Below are 21,274 nucleotides of genomic sequence, written 5' to 3' on the forward strand. Positions count from 1 at the left end.
CATGAAAAAATCGATCATAAACCTGTTGTCCTTCGCAATCGCACTGGTGTGCGGAGCCGGTTGTGCCGACCTGAAATTCGGCGACGACTTTCTGGAAAAGACCCCCGGCGTAGACATGACCATCGACTCGATCTTTTCGCGCAAGCTCTACGCCGACCGTGCGCTGACCGGAGCCTATGCCACCATGCGCTCCTGTCTGACACTCGGAAGCAACGAGAACTTCCCCAACGAAAGCGACAATGAATACGGATACAAACCCGCCGCCGACAAACTCGGATGGGACAACCTCGATGCCCTGACCGACATCATCAACAGCCACATGAGCTACGGCGGTGCCGCATCGGTCTACTATTCGGGGACCTACAGCGCCGAAACCGAGAACACCAGCACCAGCACCAAAATGGGCTTCAACCCGTGGCAGGATGCCACCTGGTGGGGAATCCGACGCGCCCTGCTCTACATCGAAAACGTCGACCGCGTTCCCGACATGACCCCGGAGGAAAAAGAGCGGGGAAAGGGGGAGGCCTACATGATCATGGCCTGCCATTACCTCGATCTGTTCCGGAATTTCGGCGGAATACCGCTGCTCAAGAGCTCGGTCAACGTCAGCAACCTCGACGGGGTGGACTTCAAGCGGCAAAGCGTCGAAGAGACCCTGAAGTATATCGTCAGCCTCTGTGACGAGGCCGCGAAACGACTTACGTGGACCGTCAACGCCTCCGAGGACGGACGTTTCACGAAAGCCGCGGCCATGGGGCTGAAGATCCGCGCACTGGCTTTTGCGGCAAGCCCCCTCTTCAATGCTCCGGCACCCTACGCCCCGGCACAATCGCCCACGGGCGCCAACGCATCCAAAGTCTCGGCCCAGGATGCCGAAAGGATGATCTGGTGGGGGAACTGCTCGACGGAGCGGTGGAACGATGTGGTGACAGCCTGCAAGGAGTTTTTCGAGGAGAACACCCGAAACGGAAACATTTATGCACTCGTCGACACCGACAACCCCGCCGAGGACTTCTCCAAATGCTATGCGGACCGCAACAACGGCGAGATCCTGATCTCGACAGGCCGGCAGGTTGAAAAATTCTACGATCTTTATCACACCTACTGTTTCGGGCCTTCGGTCGACCCGATCACCGGAAACAAGAACTGGGGATGGGGCGGCAGCTGCGTGACGCTCAACTATGTCGACCTCTTCCCCTCGAGTACCGGAGAACCGGCCCGTTACAGAGACTGGATCGCACGAAACGGACACAGCGGATCGGAGACAAACACCCCCTTCGTAGACCGAGACCCGAGGCTCTCCGAATCCGTGATGGTCATCGGCGGAAAGACATTCCGGGGGCGGCAACCCGAGATGTGGATCGGAGGCACCGAGCGCGGCGAGAAAAATGCCGGACGCGCCATCTCGGGATTCTGTATCCGCAAATTCTTCTGGGATTTCAATCCCGAGACCTACCACTACAAGGCCGTCTGCTCGCCCTATCTGCGTCTGGCGGAGATCTGCCTCACCTATGCCGAGGCCCTCAACGAAACCGGACAGAGCGAGCAGGCCAAGGAATGGCTCGACAAGACACGTGACCGCGCCGGACTGCCCGCCATTACCGATGCACAGCTCAAACGTCTCCATCCCGATGACGAGTTGGCCCAAGCTCCCGATTACCCGGAATTCCTCGGCGACAAACGCCTGCGCGAGGAGATTCTCGACGAACGGGCCCGCGAATTCTGCTTCGAGGAGGTCCGCTGGTACGATCTGGTGCGCTGGAAGCGAAGCGACATCCTCGAAGAGCCCCTCTACGGCATCACGATCACAGGAAACGCCTCCGCCCTGGAATTCTCCGATCCGCAACCCGAACCCGTCCGCGCCTGGACCAACAATTTCGATCCGAAATGGTACCTGAGCGCATTCCCCTCGGATGAGGTCAACAAGGGATACGGGCTCGTGCAGAACCCCGGTTGGTAGACGATTGTTAAACAGACAAATTTCAAACGATGAAAAAAGCATATTTCGCATTGCTGTTCCTGGTTGCTGCATTCGCCCGGGCCGAAGCACAGGACGTGAAGGTCTGCGTCACCGACCATTGGAACAGGCCGCTGAGCGAAGTCGCGATAACGATAGCCGACGACCGCACGGTCGCCGCACGGACCGACGACCGCGGAGAGGCGGTGATCCAGGCACCCGAGGGCTCCAGGATCACGCTGACACTTTTCAACCGGAAAAGCAAGACCGTCCGTGTCGAAGGTTCCCGACTCAATGTCCAGCTCTCCGAAAACGACCGTCTTCTCGATCTGGGCTATGACGAACGCATCTCGAAATCGGAGAGCACCGCGGCACTGGCTGCCGCCGCATCCGAAGAGATCGAGGCATCAGGGGCACCCTCTCTGATGAACAACCTCTACGGACTGATCCCCGGACTGGGGGTCTACCAGGGCAATAACCTTCCGTGGGACAGCTCGCCGAATCTCTACGTCCGAGGCCAGGGCTCCTTCGGCGGCAACCAGGTGCTGGTCCTCGTCGACGGAATCGAACGCGACATGGCACAAATCAACCCCCAGGAGGTCGAAAGCATCACGGTCCTTAAGGATGCCGCATCGCTCGCCCTCTACGGAAACCGCGGAGCCGACGGCGTGGTGGTCATCACCACCAAACGCGGCGGCGACCACGGTCTGCGAACCCGCATCGATTACAATTTCGGCGTGCAGACCCCGTTCCGCGTCCCGGAAATGGCCGACGGATATGCCTATGCCGAAGCCGTGAACGAGGCCCTTGCAAACGACGGTCTCACACCGCGCTATACCATGCACGACATGAGGCTGATCGCAAACGGAGAGCGTCCGCAACTCTTCCCCGACATCGACTGGAACGCCCTTATCCTCCGCCAGGCCGCATTCACACACAACGTAAACCTCTCCTTCGACGGAAGCAGCAACCATATCCGCTATTTCGTCTATGCGAACTACAACAGCAACCGCGGATTCCTCAACAACACGGAGATGAACGACGGATACTCCACCCAGGTGGGAATGGACGCACTCAAGGTCCGCTCGAACATCGAGGCCCGGCTGACGAAAAGCACCGTGGCGCGCGTCAACCTCATGGGGCGCCTGATGCAGTATCAACAACCCAGCACCGGGACGGATCTGGCCGGTATGTACAATACGCCGGCCTCTGCATTCTATCCCCTGGCTCCGCAGTCCGAGGGCGGAGGCTGGGCCCGCAGCAAACTCTTCGACAACCCTCTGGCACAGCTGGCGGCACGCGGATACAACACGGTGCTGCAACGGACGCTCTTCGCCGACCTGACGATCGATCAGGATCTCTCGATGCTTACCCCCGGGCTTTCGCTGCAGGTGCGCGTGGCCTACGACAATTCGGCCGACATCACCGATTCGAGGAGCTGCAACTACGGCTACAAGGAGGTCGCCCCGACAACCGACTCCTACGGAAATGTCGAGAAGATCTCCTATACGGCCTACGGCAACGACAGCAACATCTCGTTCAACAGCTGGCTCTCGGCGGCCATGAACCGTACGTCCGTATGGGCAAAGGTGCTCTACGACCGCTCCTTCGGCCGGCACGGCATCTCGGCGCGTCTGATCTTCAATGAGAACCGTTCGGACTACCGCGGCGCAAACAATTCCTACATGTATCGGGACGGAATCGCCTCGGTGGCATACAACTATGACTCCCGCTATCTGGTACAGGCCGTCGTGACATACGGAGGCGCCAGCCAGATGCCCTCGGGCGACAAATACAGGATCTATCCCGCCGTATCGGCCGCATGGATCGCATCCCGGGAATCGTTTCTGCGCAACGTCGAACAGCTCGACCTGCTCAAGTTGCGCGCATCGTTCGGCGTAACCGGAATGAGTGCACGACTCTCCTACGACATGGACAAGCAGTTCAACGGAGCCGGGAATTCATACATCTTCGTCGGATCCGTTTCCCAGTACGGTACGGCCCAGGGAGCCCTTCCCTCCACCGGAATCGAGCCCGAACGGGAATACCGAAGCAACATCGGTCTCGAACTCGGACTGTTCAAAAGCCTGACCTTCGATGCCGACCTCTTCTACAACGAACGGCACAATATCCGTGTCTCGTCCGACGCCACCCTCTCCGGGGTGTTGGGAATCGGAGCCCCCGACGTCTTCACCGGAAAGGTCCGCAACTACGGATGGGAACTCGCCCTGGGGTGGCGCAAACAATCCGGCGACTTCGGATACGGCATCCGCGGACAGGTATCCTACGCCAAGAATGAGATTCTTCAGAAGGAGGAGGGATACAAGCCCCACTGGTATATGTATGCCAGGAACAATGCAATCGACCGTTTCTACGGGCTGATGGCCGAAGGGCTCTATCAGACGGAGGATTTCAATCCGGACGGTTCGCTGCGCGCCGGACTTCCCGTCTCGACCTATCAGAGCCACGTACAACCCGGCGACGTGAAGTACTTCGACCTGAACGGTGACGGAAAAATCGACGCAAACGACTGCGCCTACCAGCTCTATGCCCCCCTGCCGCAACTCTACTACGGCATAAACATCGAACTGAAATGGCGTGGCCTGGGGCTGAGCGCCTACTTCCAGGGGACCGGGCGGTCGACGGTCGCCACCACGCTGGCGAGCATCTACCAACCGCTCTACGGCAACGACAAAAACGTCTCGGAGCACTATCTGGAGAACCGTTGGTCGACCTACAACCCCCAGGGACGCTATCCGCGGCTGACAACACTCTCCAATGCCAACAACTTCGCCGCGAGCTCTCTCTGGACCGAACGCGGGGACTTCTTCAAGCTCAGAACACTCTGCCTGTACTACAAGCTGCCACGGCATCTCGCAACGAAAATCCGGATGCGCGAATGCAGTCTCTATGTCAAGGGCATGAATCTCTTCTCGGCCGATCACGTCGGAATTCTCGATCCCGAGTACATCAGCACCGGATACCCCTCCGCTCGCAGCTACCAGGTCGGCCTCAACCTCATCTTCTAACACTTCCCGTACGATGAAAAAATCCATTGCAATCCTCCTCGCTGCCCCGTTGCTGCTGGCTTCGTGCAGCGATTTCCTGGAGCTCAACGAATCGGAATACCACACCGTCAAATACCAGTTCTCGACCTTCAGCCGGGTGAAACAGAGCGCCACAAACGTATACGGATATGTGCGCGACGGGCTGGCCGACGTCGAAGAGACGATGCTCGATGCCGCTACCGACGATGCCGTCTATGTCTGGGAAACAAACAACATCAAACGTTTCTATGACGGCAGCTGGTCCCCCGTGAACCTCATCGACGACCGTTGGGACGAGCTCTACGCGGCCATTGCCGCCGCGAACTACTTCCTGGAAAACTGTCCCGAAGATTTCCCCGAGGCCAAATACCAGGACAACTACGCCGAGGATCTCAAGCAGCTGAAAAACTATCCGTTCGAGATCCGGGCCCTGAGAGCCTATTTCCATTTCGAACTGCTCAAACGCTACCGCTCGATCGTCATTGCCAACCGTTCCTTCACCAAAGAGGAGGTCAACACGCTCGAACCGGCAACCTACGACAGGACCGTCGAATGGATCGTCGACGAATGCGACGCCATCATTCCCTCGCTGCCCGTGACCTATTCGGGATCCTATTACGGCGAAGTGGGACGTGTGACCCGCGGAATGGCACAGGCCCTCAAGGCCCGGGTGCTGCTCTACGCGGCCAGTCCCCTGAACAATCCGACAGGAGACCGGACCCGGTATCTGAGAGCGGCTGCTGCTGCCAAAGAGATCATCGACAGCGGCGTCTATTCGCTCATCGACGAACAGACCACGAACAACGCATCCGCAAAAGGGTTGATCTTCGGGAAACTCTGTCCGCTAAGCTCAACCTTCGAAGCCGCCAATTTCCCGATCGGATACGAAGGCGGGAACACCGGAATATGTCCCTCACAGAACCTGGCCGAAGCGTTCGACATGCGCAACGGAACGGTCTTCAACCGAAACGACGAGGGACACTGGCGCAACCTGCTTAACGCCTCGATGCGTGATCCCCGCTTTGCAAAGACCCTGCTCTACAACGGAGCCCTGTTCAAGGATCAGTACATCCAGTCCTATACCGGAGGACGCAACGGACTCCCCCTCGACGGGGCCTCCGTCACCTCGTACTACCTCTACAAGCACATCCAGGAGGAGACCAGTTTCGTAGCCGGCAGCGAGACCTATTTCCAGCACGTGTACCCGCTGTTCCGCTACGCCGAAGTCGTACTGAACTACGCCGAAGCGCTGGGAGCCGCCACGCAGAACGCCGCCTTCACCGGAACGCTCGATGTCGACGGTGTGGACGTCGCGTTCGACCTCTCGCCGCTGGAGGCGCTGAACCAGGTAAGAACCCGTTACGGAATGCCCGCAATCGCCTCGGTAGTCAATTACGACAGTTTCGAAACACGGCTGCGCAACGAACGTCGTGTGGAACTGGCCTTTGAGGGGCATCGTTTCTGGGACATCCGCAGGTGGAAGATCGGCCCGCAGACCACACGTCTCTACGGATTGGAGATCACGAATGCGAACGGCTCGATCTCCTATACCCGCAAGCTGGTACAGGAACGCATCTGGGACGACAAGATGTATTACTATCCCCTCTCCGAGGCCGAGCTGTACAACAACCGGAATCTGATACAGAACGAAGGTTGGAATTAATGACAAAACCATAATCATCCATGCCATGAAAACGATTTTGGCGACATTAGCCTTTATGAACACGCTCTTCTTCATGTCGACAGCCTGTTCGCAAGACAACACCGAATACTTCATACCCGCATTCGAATCCCAGGAAGGATATGCCCCCGATGAGATCCGGAGCTGGCCCCACGCCGTATTCAGTTTCAACGATCGGAACTGCACCGACGTGCAAATGGCCGAATCCAGACAGGGGATCGGGCAAATCGCCTCAAGCGGTTACCGGACGACCATCCTGGCCTGCAGTTCCATGGAAAACATCGACTTTTCGTCGTCACAGCCCGGAGAAAACCCATACGAATATATTCTCCGCATCCAGGATATGGATGCCGACATACCCCAGGTGTGGATGCAATGCACCTCTCTGAGCGAAGCAGGGAAGGCCATCACGCTCACACCGCTGACATCGGCACTGAAGATCCGGATGATCGACGCTCCCGACAACCTGGAATCGGTGGAGCTCGTCCTGCCCGAGATGAACGATGCCCTCTATCTGTTCACCGGTGTGACCGAACCGCTCGGCAAGGCGAAAAGCAAGACCGTACACCTCGGCGCCGCGGATACCGAAAAAACGCTTTATCTGTTCCCGATGCACGCATCCGGTTCATGGAGCCTGAACTTCACGATCGAGATCGACAACGCGGAATATCCCGGCACGCTCGTGATTCCGAACGGAATCGGGGCCGGAGAGGCGCTGGAGGTGGATTTCGACTTCTCGAAGCTCGCAACGGGCAGTTACGAGGTCTCCTACCGGGAGGCTCCATACGGCGACGCCCCTGCGCTGCTGGCCTCCAACACGTTCGAAAACGCAAAATACGACGACACCTTCAAGGACAAGAACCCGTATTACAACGTCTACGTGCTGCAGGGTTCGATCTGGAAATCCGTAGAGGTGCACAATGCCCTCTGCTCCAACGCCCCGCTCTATCACGAACAGATCTGGAACGACTGGAACAACTCCAAAGGGCTGCGCGACATCATGTGCTACACGCTCTTCATGGATGATTTCAACGGGCCCGTGCGGGTTCGCGTCGAGAAACGGGAAGGTTTCTCGCAGGCTCAGGTACGCCCCTCCACCTGGAACATCCCGACCGAGCTTGTGGCTGAAAACACCATCGAATTCACCCTCCCGAGTTGGGAGCGCCGCAAGGTATCCGTCGAATTCGACGGGGACCGCTACCACAACCTCTTCATCCTCCCCAACCGTCCGGATCCGAACCGGGAGATCTATGCGGACGGTACCGCAGACCGTTATTTCAAAAACAACGTCTACTACTTCGGCGGCGGCAAGGAGTACACCCTGGCCGAAAACGACCCCATCAAGCTCACCTCCGGGCAGACGCTCTACATCGACGAGGGTACGACCGTCTACGGCCGTGTGGAGGCCCGGGGCAGCAACATCACCATCGCCGGTCGTGGCACGCTCTCCGGAGCCAAGCTCGAACATAAGGGATCCCAGTATTCCGAAGGAAACATTCTGGTTGACGTCCTCAACAACAACGGATCCAACAACTGCTCCGGGCTTCGTATCGAGGGAATCACGATGATCGATACCCCGAGCTGGTGTCTGCGCATCTTCAACACCGACGACGTGACCATCGACAACATCAACATGATCCACTGGATCCTCAACGGTGACGGCATCGACATCTGCACCGGGAAGCGGATTTCCATCACGGACTGCATGCTGCGCACATACGACGACTGCATCACGCTCAAGGTCCGCCACAACGCCAAACCCATCGGTCCGATCGAGGATGTGACGATCGAGCGCTGTCTGGTATGGACCGAACTGGCCCGCGGCATCGTCGTGGGGCCCGAATGCGGCGACATGACCTCGCTCTCCTACCAGACCGGCGGCATCTCCGACGTAACCGTCTCCAACTGCGTGGTGCTGGAGGCCTCGCGGGCCAATGACGAGAATTTCGAGAATGCGGGACTTGCCGTCATGGCGGAATCCGCCGGATCGAATGCGCCGGGAGTACCCGGTCCCATCGACAATATTCTGTTCGAGAACTGCGTGATCGACAACATCCACGTCTCCGGCAGGCCCATCACCATCACGGCCCGCACACACGAAGACGGAACATGCACCATCTCGGACATCACCTTCCGCAACGTCGAGATCATCTCCCAGAACGGATGCCGCGTATCGGGTATCGATCCGCAAGGAAACACCTTCCGGAACCTGACCTTCGAAAACTGCCTCTACAACGGACTGAAAATATCTTCGCTCGATCCGGCCATCCTCACGTGTACGGGTATCGACAACGTAACCGGACTGAAATTCCAATAACGAACCCATAAAATGCCGATGTCGGGGGGGGTGAATCCCCGGCATCGACAACCAACAAACCAGACAAACAGATGATACGATTTCAGAAACTGATTTTACCGATCCTGGCCGGCCTGCTGTCAGCATGCGGACAACCGCAATGCGTCATAACGCCCCGGCCCGAACACTTCGAACGCAAATGCGGATACTTTCCGTGCGACAGCGCCCGCGTTGCGGAAGGGGAGATCCCCGGACTCATCCGGACGATCGACACCGCGGCCGAAGGCCTTCGTGCCGAAGGGTACAGGTTACTCGTGACCCGGAAGGGCATCAGCCTTACGGCACGTGACTCCGCCGGGCTGTTCTACGGAGAGCAGTCCCTGCGCCAGTTGGCCTCCGCAAAGGGAATCCCCTGCGTGGAGATCACGGACAATCCCCGTTTTGCATACCGGGGCATGCACCTCGACGTCTCCCGACACTTCTTTCCCAAGGAGCAGGTCTTCAAGATCCTCGACGAGATGGCCCGCTACAAGCTCAACAAGTTCCATTTCCATCTGACCGACAACGGAGGCTGGCGCATTCAAATCGACAAATATCCCCTTCTGACCCGGCTCGGATCCCACAGAATGGAGATCGACTGGCTCAAATGGTGGGACTTCGGAGACAAGCACTATGTTCCGGAGGGAACCCCCGGCGCATACGGCGGTTATTTCACCAAGGAGGAGATCCGTCAGATCGTAGCCTACGCCGCAGAAAGGCACATCGAGGTGATTCCCGAAATCGAGTTCCCGGCGCACTCCGACGAGGTGTTCGTGGGATATCCCGAACTCTGCTGCACGGGGAAACCCTACACAACCGGAGAGTTCTGCGTAGGGAATCCGGCCACGCTGCAGTTCGCCAAGGACGTTCTGACCGAGATCATGGAGCTCTTCCCCTCGAAGTACATCCACATCGGAGGTGATGAAGCCCGCAAGATCGCGTGGAAAAGTTGTCCGAAGTGTCAGCGACTGGCCCGTGAGGTCGGCGGACTGGAAGCCGTGCAATGCTATCTGGTGGAGTCGCTCGAACAGTTTCTCGTCGAACACGGCCGCGCCATGATGGGATGGGACGAGATTCTGAAGAACAACCTGCGATCCTCCTCCGTTCCCATCTCCTACCGCGGACAGCGGGGTGGCATCGAGGGGGCGAACCGGGGACTCAACGTCGTCATGTCGCCCGGCGAGATGATCTACTTCGACTGGTACCAGGCGGATCCCTACACACAGCCCCGCGCCATGAGCGGATACACCCCGATCAAAAAGGCATACAGCTTCTATCCCGTTCCCGACACCCCCGAAAAGGCCGCCTCAAACGAGTCGTTCATCAAAGGGGAGTACGTGGACCCCGGCTCGGTGGAATACATCTATAACGGCGCCTCGAAATACGTGCTCGGAGTACAGGGATGCATGTGGACCGAATTCGTGGACACGAAGGAGCATCTGGAGTACATGATGTTCCCGAGAATGCTGGCGGTCGCCGAGATCGCCTGGACCCCCCAGTCGCTTCGTGACTGGCACGATTTCCGCCGCCGGGTCAATCAGGAGATTCCCCGGCTCCGCGCCCGAGGCATCAACGCCTTCCAGTTGAGCAACGACGTGGAAATCTCCGTGACCCGACTTCCCGACGGCAAAAAAGCCCTCGTAACGCTGGATACGGAGAAATATCCCCTCGAGGTCCGCTTCACGCTCGACGGAACGGACCCGACCCCGGAATCTCCGCTCTACCGGAAACCTTTCAAGGTGAAAATCGGAACGACCGTCAGTGCCGCCAGCTTCGACGCGACACGCAATCCCGGCAACATCGCCCGCGTGGACGTAAACGGACATCACGACATCCAAAACTATTACCCGTACCTCGAAACCCCCGAAATCCATGCTTCGATCGAACCGTAAATCCACCACACGACGCCGAATCGCCCTGTTTGCAGGGATTTTGCTGCCCCTCTGCGGCCTGGCCGGCACACCCCGGCTGGGCACCGATCCGCTGCACCGCGTGATGAAAGCCCTGTCTCTCGAAGAGAAGGCCGCACTGCTCGTGGGTGCCTCCATGGAGGATTACAGCGGAGAGGGTTCCGTTGCCGGACGGACTCTGCGCCACATCGCAGGATCGGCGGGAACGACCGTACCCCTGCCGCAATACGGAATTCCGCCCACCGTAATGGCCGACGGGCCCGCCGGACTGCGGATCGATCCGCATCGTGCGAACGACCCGGCGACCTACTATTGCACGGCCTTCCCCGTAGGAACCATGATCGCATCGACATGGAATACGGAGCTGATCGAGCAGGTCGGCGCGGCCATCGGAAACGAGGTACTGGCATACGGCTGCGACGTCATTCTCGGTCCGGGCATGAACATCCAGCGGCACCCGCTCTGCGGCCGCAACTTCGAGTATTACTCCGAAGATCCGCTGTTGAGCGGTAAATGCGGCGCAGCCATGGTCCGCGGCATCCAGTCCCAGGGGGTGGGAACCTCCGTCAAGCATTTCGTCGCGAACAACCAGGAGGGACTCCGTCTACAGAATGACGCCCGGGTTTCACAACGCGCCCTGCGCGAAATCTATCTCCGGGGCTTCGAAATCGCCGTCCGCGAAGGAAAACCCTGGACGGTCATGTCCTCCTACAACCGCCTCAACGGCCCCTATACCCAGGAAAACCGGGAACTGCTGACCACGGTTCTCCGCGAGGAATGGGGTTACGACGGAATCGTCGTCACGGACTGGATCGGGAAACGCAACACCGTGGCCCAGGTACAGGCCGGGAACGATCTGATGATGCCCGGCGAGGCCGCCCAGGCCCGCGAAATCGTCCAGGCCGTGCAGGACGGGACGCTCGCGGAAGAGGAGGTCGACCGTTGCGTCCGCCGTATTCTCGAGTACGTCATGCGGACACCCCGATTCCGGGGACACGTTCCCTCGAACCGTCCCGATTTCGAACGGAATGCCGCCATCGCCCGGCGTGCCGCAGCGGAGGGCATGGTCCTCCTGCGCAACGAAAACAATACCCTACCCTTGCCGCAAGGAGGTCGAATCGCCCTGTTCGGAGTCAACGCATATGATTACATCGCCTGCGGCACCGGAGCCGGATACGTCTACTCCTCCTACAAGGTCGACTTGAACCAGGGGCTCGAAAACGGCGGATTCATCCTGGACTCCGTAGCCGATGATCTCTACCGCAAATATGTCTCCTTCGGAGAGGCTCTCTACGCCGAACAGAACGAACGGCTCGTCCTCGGCAACAGGTTCTACACGCCGGAGAGCCCGCTGACGCCCGAATTCATTGCGGCACGTGCCGCGGCAAACGACATCGCCGTAGTCTCCTTCGGGCGTCTGGCCGGAGAGGGGAACGATCGTCCGACAGCGGATTTCTACCTCTCGGAGGCCGAACGCACGCTTCTGGAACGGGTCTGCGAGGCTTTCCATGCCGAGAACAAGCGCGTTGTCGTCGTACTCAACATCGGCGGGGTTGTCGAAACCGCCTCGTGGCGGGAGCTCCCGGATGCGATTCTCGTCAGCTGGCAGGGCGGACAGGAGGCCGGGAATGCCACGGTCGACGTGCTGAGCGGGAAAGTCACCCCTTCGGGACGTCTGCCCATGACCTTCCCGATGGATTACACGGACCACCCTTCCACGCGGAATTTTCCGCTGAACTATCGCTCCCATCGCGGAGACTGGGCGGACGATGCCCCGGAGCGCAAAATCCGCAACCTCGGATACACCCTCTACGAGGAGGACATTTGGGTCGGATACCGCCACTTCAGCACTCGGGCTCCGGAACGAGTCGCCTATCCGTTCGGATACGGGTTGAGTTACACGACCTTCTCGTGGGATGACGCCGCCATACGACACAACGGAAAGAGGTGTCAGGTTACGCTGCGCGTCACCAATACGGGCACACGACCCGGCAAGGAGGTCGTAGAGCTCTACACGGCAGCCCCCGAAGGCGGAGTGGTCAAACCCGTACGGGAGCTGAGAGCCTTTGCCAAGAGCCGCGAACTGCAGCCCGGAGAGTCGCAAACCGTCACGCTGGAGTTTGCAATCGATGATCTGGCATCCTTCGACGAGGAGGCCTCGGCGTTCGTCACGCAGGCCGGGGAACACACCGTGGAACTGGCCCGCTCGGCGGATGACATTCTGCTGCGGCTGCCCCTTACGGTCCGAGCCAAAACGAGACCCGTACACCGGGTGCTCCAGCCTCGGGAGCCGATCGTCGGAAGCGATCAAACGTCCAGGCAGTAATTCCCAGAATCGATTCCCTTCGCAGAGGGCAAAAATCAAAACTTATGAACAGAAAAACTTGGTTCCTCACGTTGTTGCTGGTGCTCTCCGGAGCGCTGTACAACTGCTCCGAGGCCGAAAACAGCACGGAGGAGACATCCGGGATTTCCGGAGGCAACGATAACGACGGTGACGGGGATACAGGAGCGATCGAAGAAGCGATCGTACCCTGGGACACCGAGATTCCCTATGCAGCCTGGGGGAAACCCGATACGCTGGCCTGCTATCCGATCGGTCCCGGAGTCGATTACATCGCCATCAACTACGAGAAGGCCCCGCTTCGAGTCTTCGTCACACGGGTCGATCTGACCAATCCGGAGAACGACATCGAACATTTTCAACTCGACATCCCCTCCACGGGATATGCGGTCTCGAAACAGTGCGAACTCAACTGGGATCTCTACGGGAAACGGGTCGTCTCCGCCGCCAACCACGATTTCTTCTACGGTTCGGCCGGAGGCTATGTCCCCATGGGCAGCAACGTGCGGAACGGACAGGTGACTCACGCCAATTACCTCAACACGTCGAAAGGCAACATTCAGGTCCTGGCCTTCGACCAGGAGAAACATCCGAAGGTGTTCCATGCCACGCTGAAAATGCGGGTGTTCTTCGAAAACGGCAAAAGCCTGCCTCTGGATCGCACCAATCTGAAATGGTATACGGGAAACACGATCCCCGCGGATGAGCTCGACAAGATCGAGGCCGTCTTCTTCAATGCCCATTACGATTATCCCGCATACGAGAATACGACCAACCTCGACGGTACGTTCGTGGAGGTGAGGCCGCTCGAGGAGTTTACGACGAACAACGCCGACGGCACCCGGTGTGAGATCCTGCGCATCGCCGATGAAAAGATCCCCATGACGGGCATCTCCACGGAGGAGAGCTTGCAGGAGCGCAAAAACTACATGCTGGTATTCCGGGGTTCGAAACAGACGGATTTCAAATCCTACGGCATACAGGTCGGGGAGGAGGTTCGGATCCGCAACTACTACGACTTCTCCGATGCGGACTGCTGGGGCGAGGCCCCGGAGAACGTCCGACAGGCATTCGAGGCATATCCTGCAATCCTCAGGGACGGGCAATATTACAGCGAGTCCAACTGGTGTGTGGACCACCTGACGCAGCAACAGCCCCGTACGGCCGCCGGGATCTCGAAAGACGAAAAGACGTTCTACCTGGTAGCCGTCGACGGACGCTCGCAGAGCAGCCGCGGCGTGAACACCGAAGAACTGGCCGGATTCTTCCGATCGTTCGGGTGCGATTTTGCCGTGAACTTCGACGGCGGAGGATCCACGGAGATGGTGATCCGGGAAGGCCTCGACAAGGATGACTTCAGGATCGTCAACACCCCTTCGGACGGAAAGGAGCGCAGCGTAATGAACACCATACAGGTCATCTCGAAGGTCGAGGCCGACACCCGAATCGCCGGCTACACCTTTCTCAGACCGTCGCTGGAGGTTCCGGAGAATACAAAGACCGCCCTTCCGGAGATTCTTGCCGTGAACCGCCACGGCGAAATATTGAATCGCAACGTTCCGAAGAGCAATTTTACCTGGCGATGCGTACCGGAAGGCTTCGCCTCGATCCAACAGGGAGAGATCACGACCTCCGGAATCGCGGAGTACGGATACCTGTATGCTGAAAAAGCGGGATATGCATCCTTCCGGCTCAAAATAAAATCGATCCGCTGACGTTTTAATAAGAAGGGGCGCAAGCAACCTTCCTGACCCTGCGGACAATCACCCACGTCAAACCGTTGAAAACATGAAGAAACTACTTTACCTGCTGACCTGCACGCTGGGCTGGAGCGCCTGCTCCAGCGTACAGATCACCCCGGCCATTCCATCCGATCCGAAGATCGAGGCCCGGGTCGAGAAGATCCTCAAGGAGCTGACCCTCGAAGAGAAAATCGGCCAGATGTGCCAACTCACGGTCGGAATGGTCACGGACAGCAGCGACCCCGAGAACCCCTTCATCAGCGACGCCCTGCTCGACACGGTGATCGGACACTACAAGGTGGGCTCGATCCTCAACATCCCCTTCGGTGTCGGGCAACCTCCCGAGGTGTGGCTGGAGGTGATCAACAAGATCCAGCAACGCTCGCTCGACGAACTGGGAATCCCCTGCATCTACGGCGCCGACCAGATCCACGGAGCCTCCTATACGGTCGGAGCGACCTTTTTCCCGCAGAACATCAACATGGCCGCAGCTTTGAACGACGAGCTGATGTACCGTGCTTCGGAGATCTCCGCCTACGAGACCCGGGCATGCGGCATCACCTGGAACTTCGCACCGGTCATGGACCTGGGGCGCGATCCCCGTTGGTCGCGCATGTGGGAGAGCTACGGCGAGGACGTATACATAAACTCCCGCCTCGCTGCCGCATCCGTACGGGGATTCCAGGGTGAGGATCCCAACCACATCGGATCACAACGGGTGGCAGCCTGCATCAAACACTTCATGGCTTACGGCGTGCCGGTCTCGGGAAAGGACAGAACCCCTTCGTCCGTGACCCGGAATGCCCTGCGCGAGAAGTATTTTCTGCCCTTCCTGGAATGCATCCGCGCCGGAGCTCTCTCGCTGATGGTCAACTCCTCCAACAACGACGGCATGCCGTTCCACGCCGACCGTGAGCTGCTCACGGAATGGGTCAAGGAACAACTCGCCTGGGACGGCGTCATCGTCACGGACTGGAACGACATCTACAACCTCTACGAACGGGATCGCATCGCATCCAGCCGCAAGGATGCCGTGCGCATCGCCATCAATGCCGGCATCGACATGGCAATGGTCCCCTCCGACTGGAAATTCTGCGACTATCTGCGCGAACTGGTCGAAGAGGGGGCGGTCAGCATGGACCGCATCGACGATGCCGTACGCCGCGTCCTGCGCATGAAGATGCGTCTGGGGCTTTTCGAGCATCCGTTCCCGGAGGTTGCCGAGTTCGACAGGTTCGCCTGCCAGGAGTTTGCCGACGTTGCCCTGCAGGCCGCAGAAGAGTCGCAGGTGCTCCTCAAAAACGAGGAAGGGCTGCTGCCCCTCGACCCCTCGGCACGCATCCTGCTCACAGGTCCCAATGCCAACGCCATGCGGTGCCTCAACGGAGGATGGTCCTACTCCTGGCAGGGCGAGCGCTGCGACGAATTCGCCGGAGCCTATCATACGATCTACGAAGCACTGAAAAACAAGTTCCGGCACGTCACCTGGATCCCCGGTGTGGAGTATGGATCCCCGGACGAAGAGTGGCAGACCGAACGTGTGACGGGGATCGACAAGGCGGTGGCTGCCGCCCGCAATGCCGATGTCATCATTGCCTGCATCGGTGAAAACTCCTATTGCGAGACCCCCGGGAACATGAACGATCTGAATCTGTCCCGGAACCAGCAGGAACTGGTACGGGCCTTGGCCGCAACCGGGAAGCCGCTGGTGCTGGTGCTCAACGAGGGACGTCCGCGTCTGATCCGCGAGATCGAACCGCTGGCCCGCGCCGTGGTCGACATTCTCCTGCCTGGTAATTACGGCGGCGACGCCCTGGCCAATCTGCTGGTCGGAGAGGCAAACTTCAGCGGACGACTGCCATTCACCTATCCCCGCTGGCCCGACGCTCTGGCCACCTACGATTACAAGCCCTGTCAGCAGATGGGGCCGATGGCCGGAGAGTACAACTACGACGCCGTGATGGATGTGCAATGGCCGTTCGGACACGGTTTGAGCTACACGACCTTCTCCTATGCCAACCTGCGGGCGGAACACACGGAGTTCCAGGACGGGGACACGCTCACCTTCTCGGTCGACGTGACCAATACGGGCAACCGCGCCGGGAAAGAGTCCGTGCTGCTGTGGTCGAGCGACCTGGTGGCAAGTCTCACCCCCGATATCATCCGGCTGCGCAACTTCGAGAAGATCCTCCTCGAACCGGGACAGACCCGCACGGTAACACTCTCGATTCCGGCCTCGGATCTTGCGTTCGTGGGCTTCGACGGCCGTTGGCGGCTCGAAGAGGGCGACTTCCGGATCCGCATGGGCACGGAGACTCTCTCGATCCGGTGCACGGAAACACACGTCTACGACACACCCAATATCCGATAAAAAAATCAGTCCATGAAGAAACTGCTTTTATCCGGCGTCGCCCTGGTCGCGGCGCTGACGGTTCTCGGATCCGAGAACTCCCCAGCCATTGTGCCCGTTCCGCAGCAGGTCGTCTGCCATCCGGAACGTTCGATCGATCTCTCTGCCGCCACCCGCATCTCGGTTCCGGATGCGGACAAGGAGCTGGAAGAGGTGGCGGAACGTGCCGCGCAGACCTTTGCCCGGGAATACGGGCTTGCATGGAAAGTCGACAGAAAAGGCTCCGACGGAATCCAGCTCAAGCTCGATCCAACGCTTGACAAGGAGGCCTATCGTCTCGAAATCGCTCCGACAGGAGTTCGCGTGCAGGGCGGATCTCCGGCCGGCGTTTTCTACGGCATGCAAACCCTGCGGCAGCTCATCGGCCAGTACGGCACTTCGCTCCCGGAGATTCGGATCGAGGATGCTCCAGCGTTCGGGTACCGCGGGGCAATGCTCGACTGCGGACGCCATTTCTTCCCGGTGGAGGAGGTCAAGGCCTTCCTCGACATCCTGGCGCTGCACAAAATCAACCGCTTCCACTGGCATCTGACCGAGGATCAGGGATGGCGTATCGAGATCAAACGTTATCCCGAGCTGACAAAGATCGGCTCGCGACGTGCCGAAACGGTTCTCGGGCACAATACGGAAATCTATGACGGTGTACCCTACGAGGGATACTACACCCAGCAGGAGATCCGAGAAGTGGTGGCCTATGCCGCCGAACGCTTCATCGAGGTGATTCCCGAGATCGAGATGCCGGGGCACGCTTCGGCGGCTCTCGCAACCTACCCGTGGCTGGGATGCACCGGAGACGGATACAAGGTACAGACCCGCTGGGGCGTCTTCCCCGAGGTCTTCTGCGCCGGGAAAGAGTCGACCTTCGAGTTTCTGGAGAACGTCCTCGCGGAGGTCATCGAACTCTTCCCTTCGAAGTATATCCATGTCGGAGGCGACGAGTGTCCGAAGGCAAGCTGGGAAGTATGCCCGGCCTGCCAGCAACGGATCCACGACGAACAGTTGAAAGATGAACACGAACTGCAGAGTTATTTCATCCTGCGGATGGAAAAATGGCTCAACGAACACGGCCGCAACCTGATCGGATGGGACGAGATTCTCGAGGGCGGAATCTCGCAGAGTGCCACGATCATGTCCTGGCGCGGCTCTGCGGGCGGCATTGCGGCGGCCCGGGCCGGAAACAAGGTCATCATGACTCCCAACACGCACTGCTACCTCGACTACTACCAGACAAAGGATCCCCAGCGTCTCGAGCCCTGGGGCATCGGCGGATACATCCCGGTGAACAAATCCTACGCACTGGACCCCTACGACCAGCTGACCGAAGCGCAACGCCCCTACATCCTCGGTGTACAGGGGAATACCTGGACCGAATACATCGGCTCCTTCGCACACGTACAGCACATGGCGCTGCCGCGGCTGGCGGCCCTCGCCGAAGTGGGTTGGTCCTACGGTCGGCAGGATCTTGCCGACTTCCGGCGGCGCATGGAGGTTCTGCGCGGTCTTTACGACCGCCTGGGATGGCATTATGCACCCTATTTCTTTGACGGAACCGATGAATAGCAGCCTCTTCCTCACGCTTTTCCGCCGAGGGGCGGTGCTGTCGGCAGCGATGCTGTGCCTCGGCGTGTGCCCGGCGGCGGAGAGCCCCATTCGTATCCACACCGACCTGACGGATCTCCTCCTCAAGGTCGACGAACAAGGGAGACTCTGTCAAAGCTATTTCGGTCCGGCGCTGCAGAATGAACAGGAGCTGGCGATGCTCCCTCCGGGCAACGAGGCCTTCGCAACTCACGGCCCGGGGAATCAGTTCGCACCCGCCCTGCAAATGACCCACCCCGATGGGAACACCTCCCTGCAACTCGTCTACGAGAAGCACCAAACCTGCAGGCTCGACGAGGGGATCACCCAAACCACCGTCTCGCTGCGTGACAGGGCCTATCCGGTCGAGGTGAAGCTGATCCTTACGGCCTTCGAGCGCGAAAACGTGATCAAAAGCCGGACTGAGATCCTGCACGACGAACGGGGAAGTGTCACGCTGCACGCATACGCCTCGTCGATGCTCCGTCTGCAGGCCGGGAGCTACCATCTCACCGAATTCTCCGGAGACTGGGCCCGAGAGGCCAACCTCACCGAGGCCCGGTTGACCTTTGGCAAGAAAATCCTCGACTCTCCGCTCGGGACACGTGCCAACATGTTCTGTTCGCCGATGTTTGCCGTGGCGCTCGATACTCCGGTCTCCGAAACCAACGGAACGGTGCTCCTCGGGACGCTGGCCTGGAGCGGCAACTTCCGTTTCACCTTCGAGGTGGACCAGAACAACGAATTGCGAATCCTCGCAGGGATCAACCCCTTTGCATCCGAATATCCCCTGTCGCCGAAAAAGGTGTTCCGGACCCCTGAATTCATCTTCACGCTCAGCACCCGGGGGATCGGAGAGGCGAGCCGGAGTCTGCACGACTGGGCCCGCCGCCACCAGCTCAAGGAGGGTGAGCAGGGTCGGATGACCCTGCTCAACAACTGGGAGGCGACCTTTTTCGATTTCGACGAAGAGAGGCTCTGCGCCATCATGGACGACGCCCGGGAGATCGGCGTGGAGATGTTCCTGCTCGACGACGGATGGTTCGGGAACAAGCACCCCCGGCACGACGACACGCAGGGTCTCGGAGACTGGATCGAGAACCGCGAGAAACTCCCCGGCGGAATCCCCGCACTCACCCGGGCCGCAAAAAAACGGGGAATACGTTTCGGATTGTGGATAGAGCCCGAAATGGTGAATCCCCGCAGCCTCCTCTACGAAAAACATCCGGACTGGATACTCCGATATCCCAACCGCGAAGCGTGTTATTTCCGGAATCAGCTCGTTCTGGACCTCACAAATCCCGAAGTGCAGGAGTTCGTATTCGGCACCGTGGATCGGCTTATGTCGGAGAATCCCGACATCGCCTACTTCAAGTGGGACTGCAACAGCCCGATCATGAATGCCCATTCCCCCTACCTGGGATCCGAACAGTCTCGGCTCTGGGTCGATTATGTCAAGGGGTTCTACGCGGTACTGGAACGCATCCGCGAGAAATATCCCGATCTTCCGATGATGCTCTGTTCGGGAGGCGGTGGAAGAACCGACTACGGAGCCCTCCGCTATTTCACGGAGTTCTGGCCCAGCGACAACACGGATCCCCTGGAGCGAATCTTCATCCAGTGGGGATACTCCTGCTTCTTTCCCCTGAAAAGTCTGTGTGCACACGTGACAAACTGGAACCGGTCGACATCGATCAAGTTCCGGACCGACGTGGCCATGATGGGCAAGCTAGGATTCGACCTCGTCGTCAAGAAGCTGTCGCCCGACGAGATCCGATTCGTACAGCAGGCGCTGAAAGATTACAAACGCCTTCGTCCTACGATTCTCGACGGCGATCTCTACCGGCTTGTTTCACCCTACAGCGGGCAGCATGCGGCCCTCCAGACCGTAGCGAAAGATCGGTCCCAGTCCGTTCTGTTTGCCTATGACCTCAACCCACGCTATGGAGAGCCGCTGCAACCCGTACGCCCGGAAGGCCTCGACCCGGACCGTCACTACCGCATTCGCGAGATCAACCTCATGCCGGGCGAAAGTTCCCGACTCGCACTCAACGATCGCGTACTGAGCGGCGATTACCTGATGAAAGTCGGACTGGAGATCTTCTCCACGGAACGGGCCCGCAGCACCGTTGTTGAACTGACGGCCGAATAGCTTCCGATACGGGAGAAAGAGATCAATCGTTCCCCGATGAAGGCCCGCTCCTGCCGCACAACAAAAGCGTCCCCGAATCCGAAAGATTCGGGGACGCTTTTCATATCAGTCGTACGAT

General features: G+C 59.0%; 10 protein-coding genes. All 10 read left to right on the top strand.

Annotated elements, in window-relative coordinates; translation table 11 throughout:
* The first annotated feature begins 1 nt into the window (after position 1).
* The 10 genes from ABGT65_RS02425 (at position 2) to ABGT65_RS02470 (ending at position 21,156) form a co-directional block, all read left to right on the top strand.
* Complete coding sequence (locus ABGT65_RS02425; RefSeq protein ID WP_346699599.1) at positions 2-1,960, top strand: RagB/SusD family nutrient uptake outer membrane protein; 1,959 nt, start codon at positions 2-4, stop codon at positions 1,958-1,960.
* Between the two features lie 29 nt (positions 1,961-1,989).
* A complete protein-coding gene (locus tag ABGT65_RS02430; RefSeq protein ID WP_346699600.1) occupies positions 1,990-4,986 on the top strand; it encodes a SusC/RagA family TonB-linked outer membrane protein in 2,997 nt (998 codons plus the stop codon).
* A 13-nt stretch (positions 4,987-4,999) separates the two neighbouring features.
* Positions 5,000-6,667: a RagB/SusD family nutrient uptake outer membrane protein gene (locus ABGT65_RS02435; RefSeq protein WP_346699601.1), complete on the top strand. Its 1,668-nt coding sequence runs from the start codon at positions 5,000-5,002 to the stop codon at positions 6,665-6,667.
* 25 nt (positions 6,668-6,692) lie between these two features.
* Positions 6,693-9,002, top strand: a complete 2,310-nt coding sequence (locus ABGT65_RS02440; protein WP_346699602.1) for a glycosyl hydrolase family 28 protein — start codon at positions 6,693-6,695, stop codon at positions 9,000-9,002.
* Positions 9,003-9,073: 71 nt separating this feature from the next.
* The gene (locus tag ABGT65_RS02445; protein ID WP_346699603.1) at positions 9,074-10,912 is read left to right on the top strand and encodes a family 20 glycosylhydrolase; all 1,839 of its coding nucleotides are present in this window, start codon (positions 9,074-9,076) and stop codon (positions 10,910-10,912) included.
* A complete protein-coding gene (locus ABGT65_RS02450) occupies positions 10,893-13,256 on the top strand; it encodes a glycoside hydrolase family 3 C-terminal domain-containing protein (protein ID WP_346699604.1) in 2,364 nt (787 codons plus the stop codon). The genes ABGT65_RS02445 and ABGT65_RS02450 overlap by 20 nt, the downstream gene beginning before the upstream one ends.
* Before the next feature lie 44 nt (positions 13,257-13,300).
* Entirely contained in the window at positions 13,301-14,989 is a 1,689-nt protein-coding gene (locus ABGT65_RS02455; protein ID WP_346699605.1) for a phosphodiester glycosidase family protein, read from the top strand.
* A 73-nt stretch (positions 14,990-15,062) separates the two neighbouring features.
* Entirely contained in the window at positions 15,063-17,387 is a 2,325-nt protein-coding gene (locus ABGT65_RS02460; protein ID WP_346699606.1) for a glycoside hydrolase family 3 N-terminal domain-containing protein, read from the top strand.
* 12 nt (positions 17,388-17,399) lie between these two features.
* Complete coding sequence (locus ABGT65_RS02465; protein WP_346699607.1) at positions 17,400-18,986, top strand: beta-N-acetylhexosaminidase; 1,587 nt, start codon at positions 17,400-17,402, stop codon at positions 18,984-18,986.
* A gap of 49 nt (positions 18,987-19,035) precedes the next feature.
* Positions 19,036-21,156 (top strand): alpha-galactosidase, encoded by a 2,121-nt coding sequence (locus ABGT65_RS02470; protein ID WP_346703043.1) that lies wholly within the window; start codon positions 19,036-19,038, stop codon positions 21,154-21,156.
* The last annotated feature ends 118 nt before the right edge of the window (positions 21,157-21,274 follow it).

The organism is uncultured Alistipes sp. (assembly GCF_963931675.1).
In the GTDB taxonomy this organism is placed as follows: Bacteria; Bacteroidota; Bacteroidia; order Bacteroidales; family Rikenellaceae; genus Alistipes.

What these genes read in the sequence shown, in the direction of transcription:
- ABGT65_RS02425 (WP_346699599.1), top strand. Translation starts at nt 2, where the DNA reads ATGAAAAAATCGATCATAAACCTGTTGTCCTTCGCAATCGCACTGGTG.
- ABGT65_RS02450 (WP_346699604.1), top strand. Translation starts at nt 10,893, where the DNA reads ATGCTTCGATCGAACCGTAAATCCACCACACGACGCCGAATCGCCCTG.
- ABGT65_RS02460 (WP_346699606.1), top strand. Translation starts at nt 15,063, where the DNA reads ATGAAGAAACTACTTTACCTGCTGACCTGCACGCTGGGCTGGAGCGCC.
- ABGT65_RS02430 (WP_346699600.1), top strand. Translation starts at nt 1,990, where the DNA reads ATGAAAAAAGCATATTTCGCATTGCTGTTCCTGGTTGCTGCATTCGCC.
- ABGT65_RS02435 (WP_346699601.1), top strand. Translation starts at nt 5,000, where the DNA reads ATGAAAAAATCCATTGCAATCCTCCTCGCTGCCCCGTTGCTGCTGGCT.
- ABGT65_RS02470 (WP_346703043.1), top strand. Translation starts at nt 19,036, where the DNA reads ATGCTGTGCCTCGGCGTGTGCCCGGCGGCGGAGAGCCCCATTCGTATC.
- ABGT65_RS02445 (WP_346699603.1), top strand. Translation starts at nt 9,074, where the DNA reads ATGATACGATTTCAGAAACTGATTTTACCGATCCTGGCCGGCCTGCTG.
- ABGT65_RS02455 (WP_346699605.1), top strand. Translation starts at nt 13,301, where the DNA reads ATGAACAGAAAAACTTGGTTCCTCACGTTGTTGCTGGTGCTCTCCGGA.
- ABGT65_RS02440 (WP_346699602.1), top strand. Translation starts at nt 6,693, where the DNA reads ATGAAAACGATTTTGGCGACATTAGCCTTTATGAACACGCTCTTCTTC.
- ABGT65_RS02465 (WP_346699607.1), top strand. Translation starts at nt 17,400, where the DNA reads ATGAAGAAACTGCTTTTATCCGGCGTCGCCCTGGTCGCGGCGCTGACG.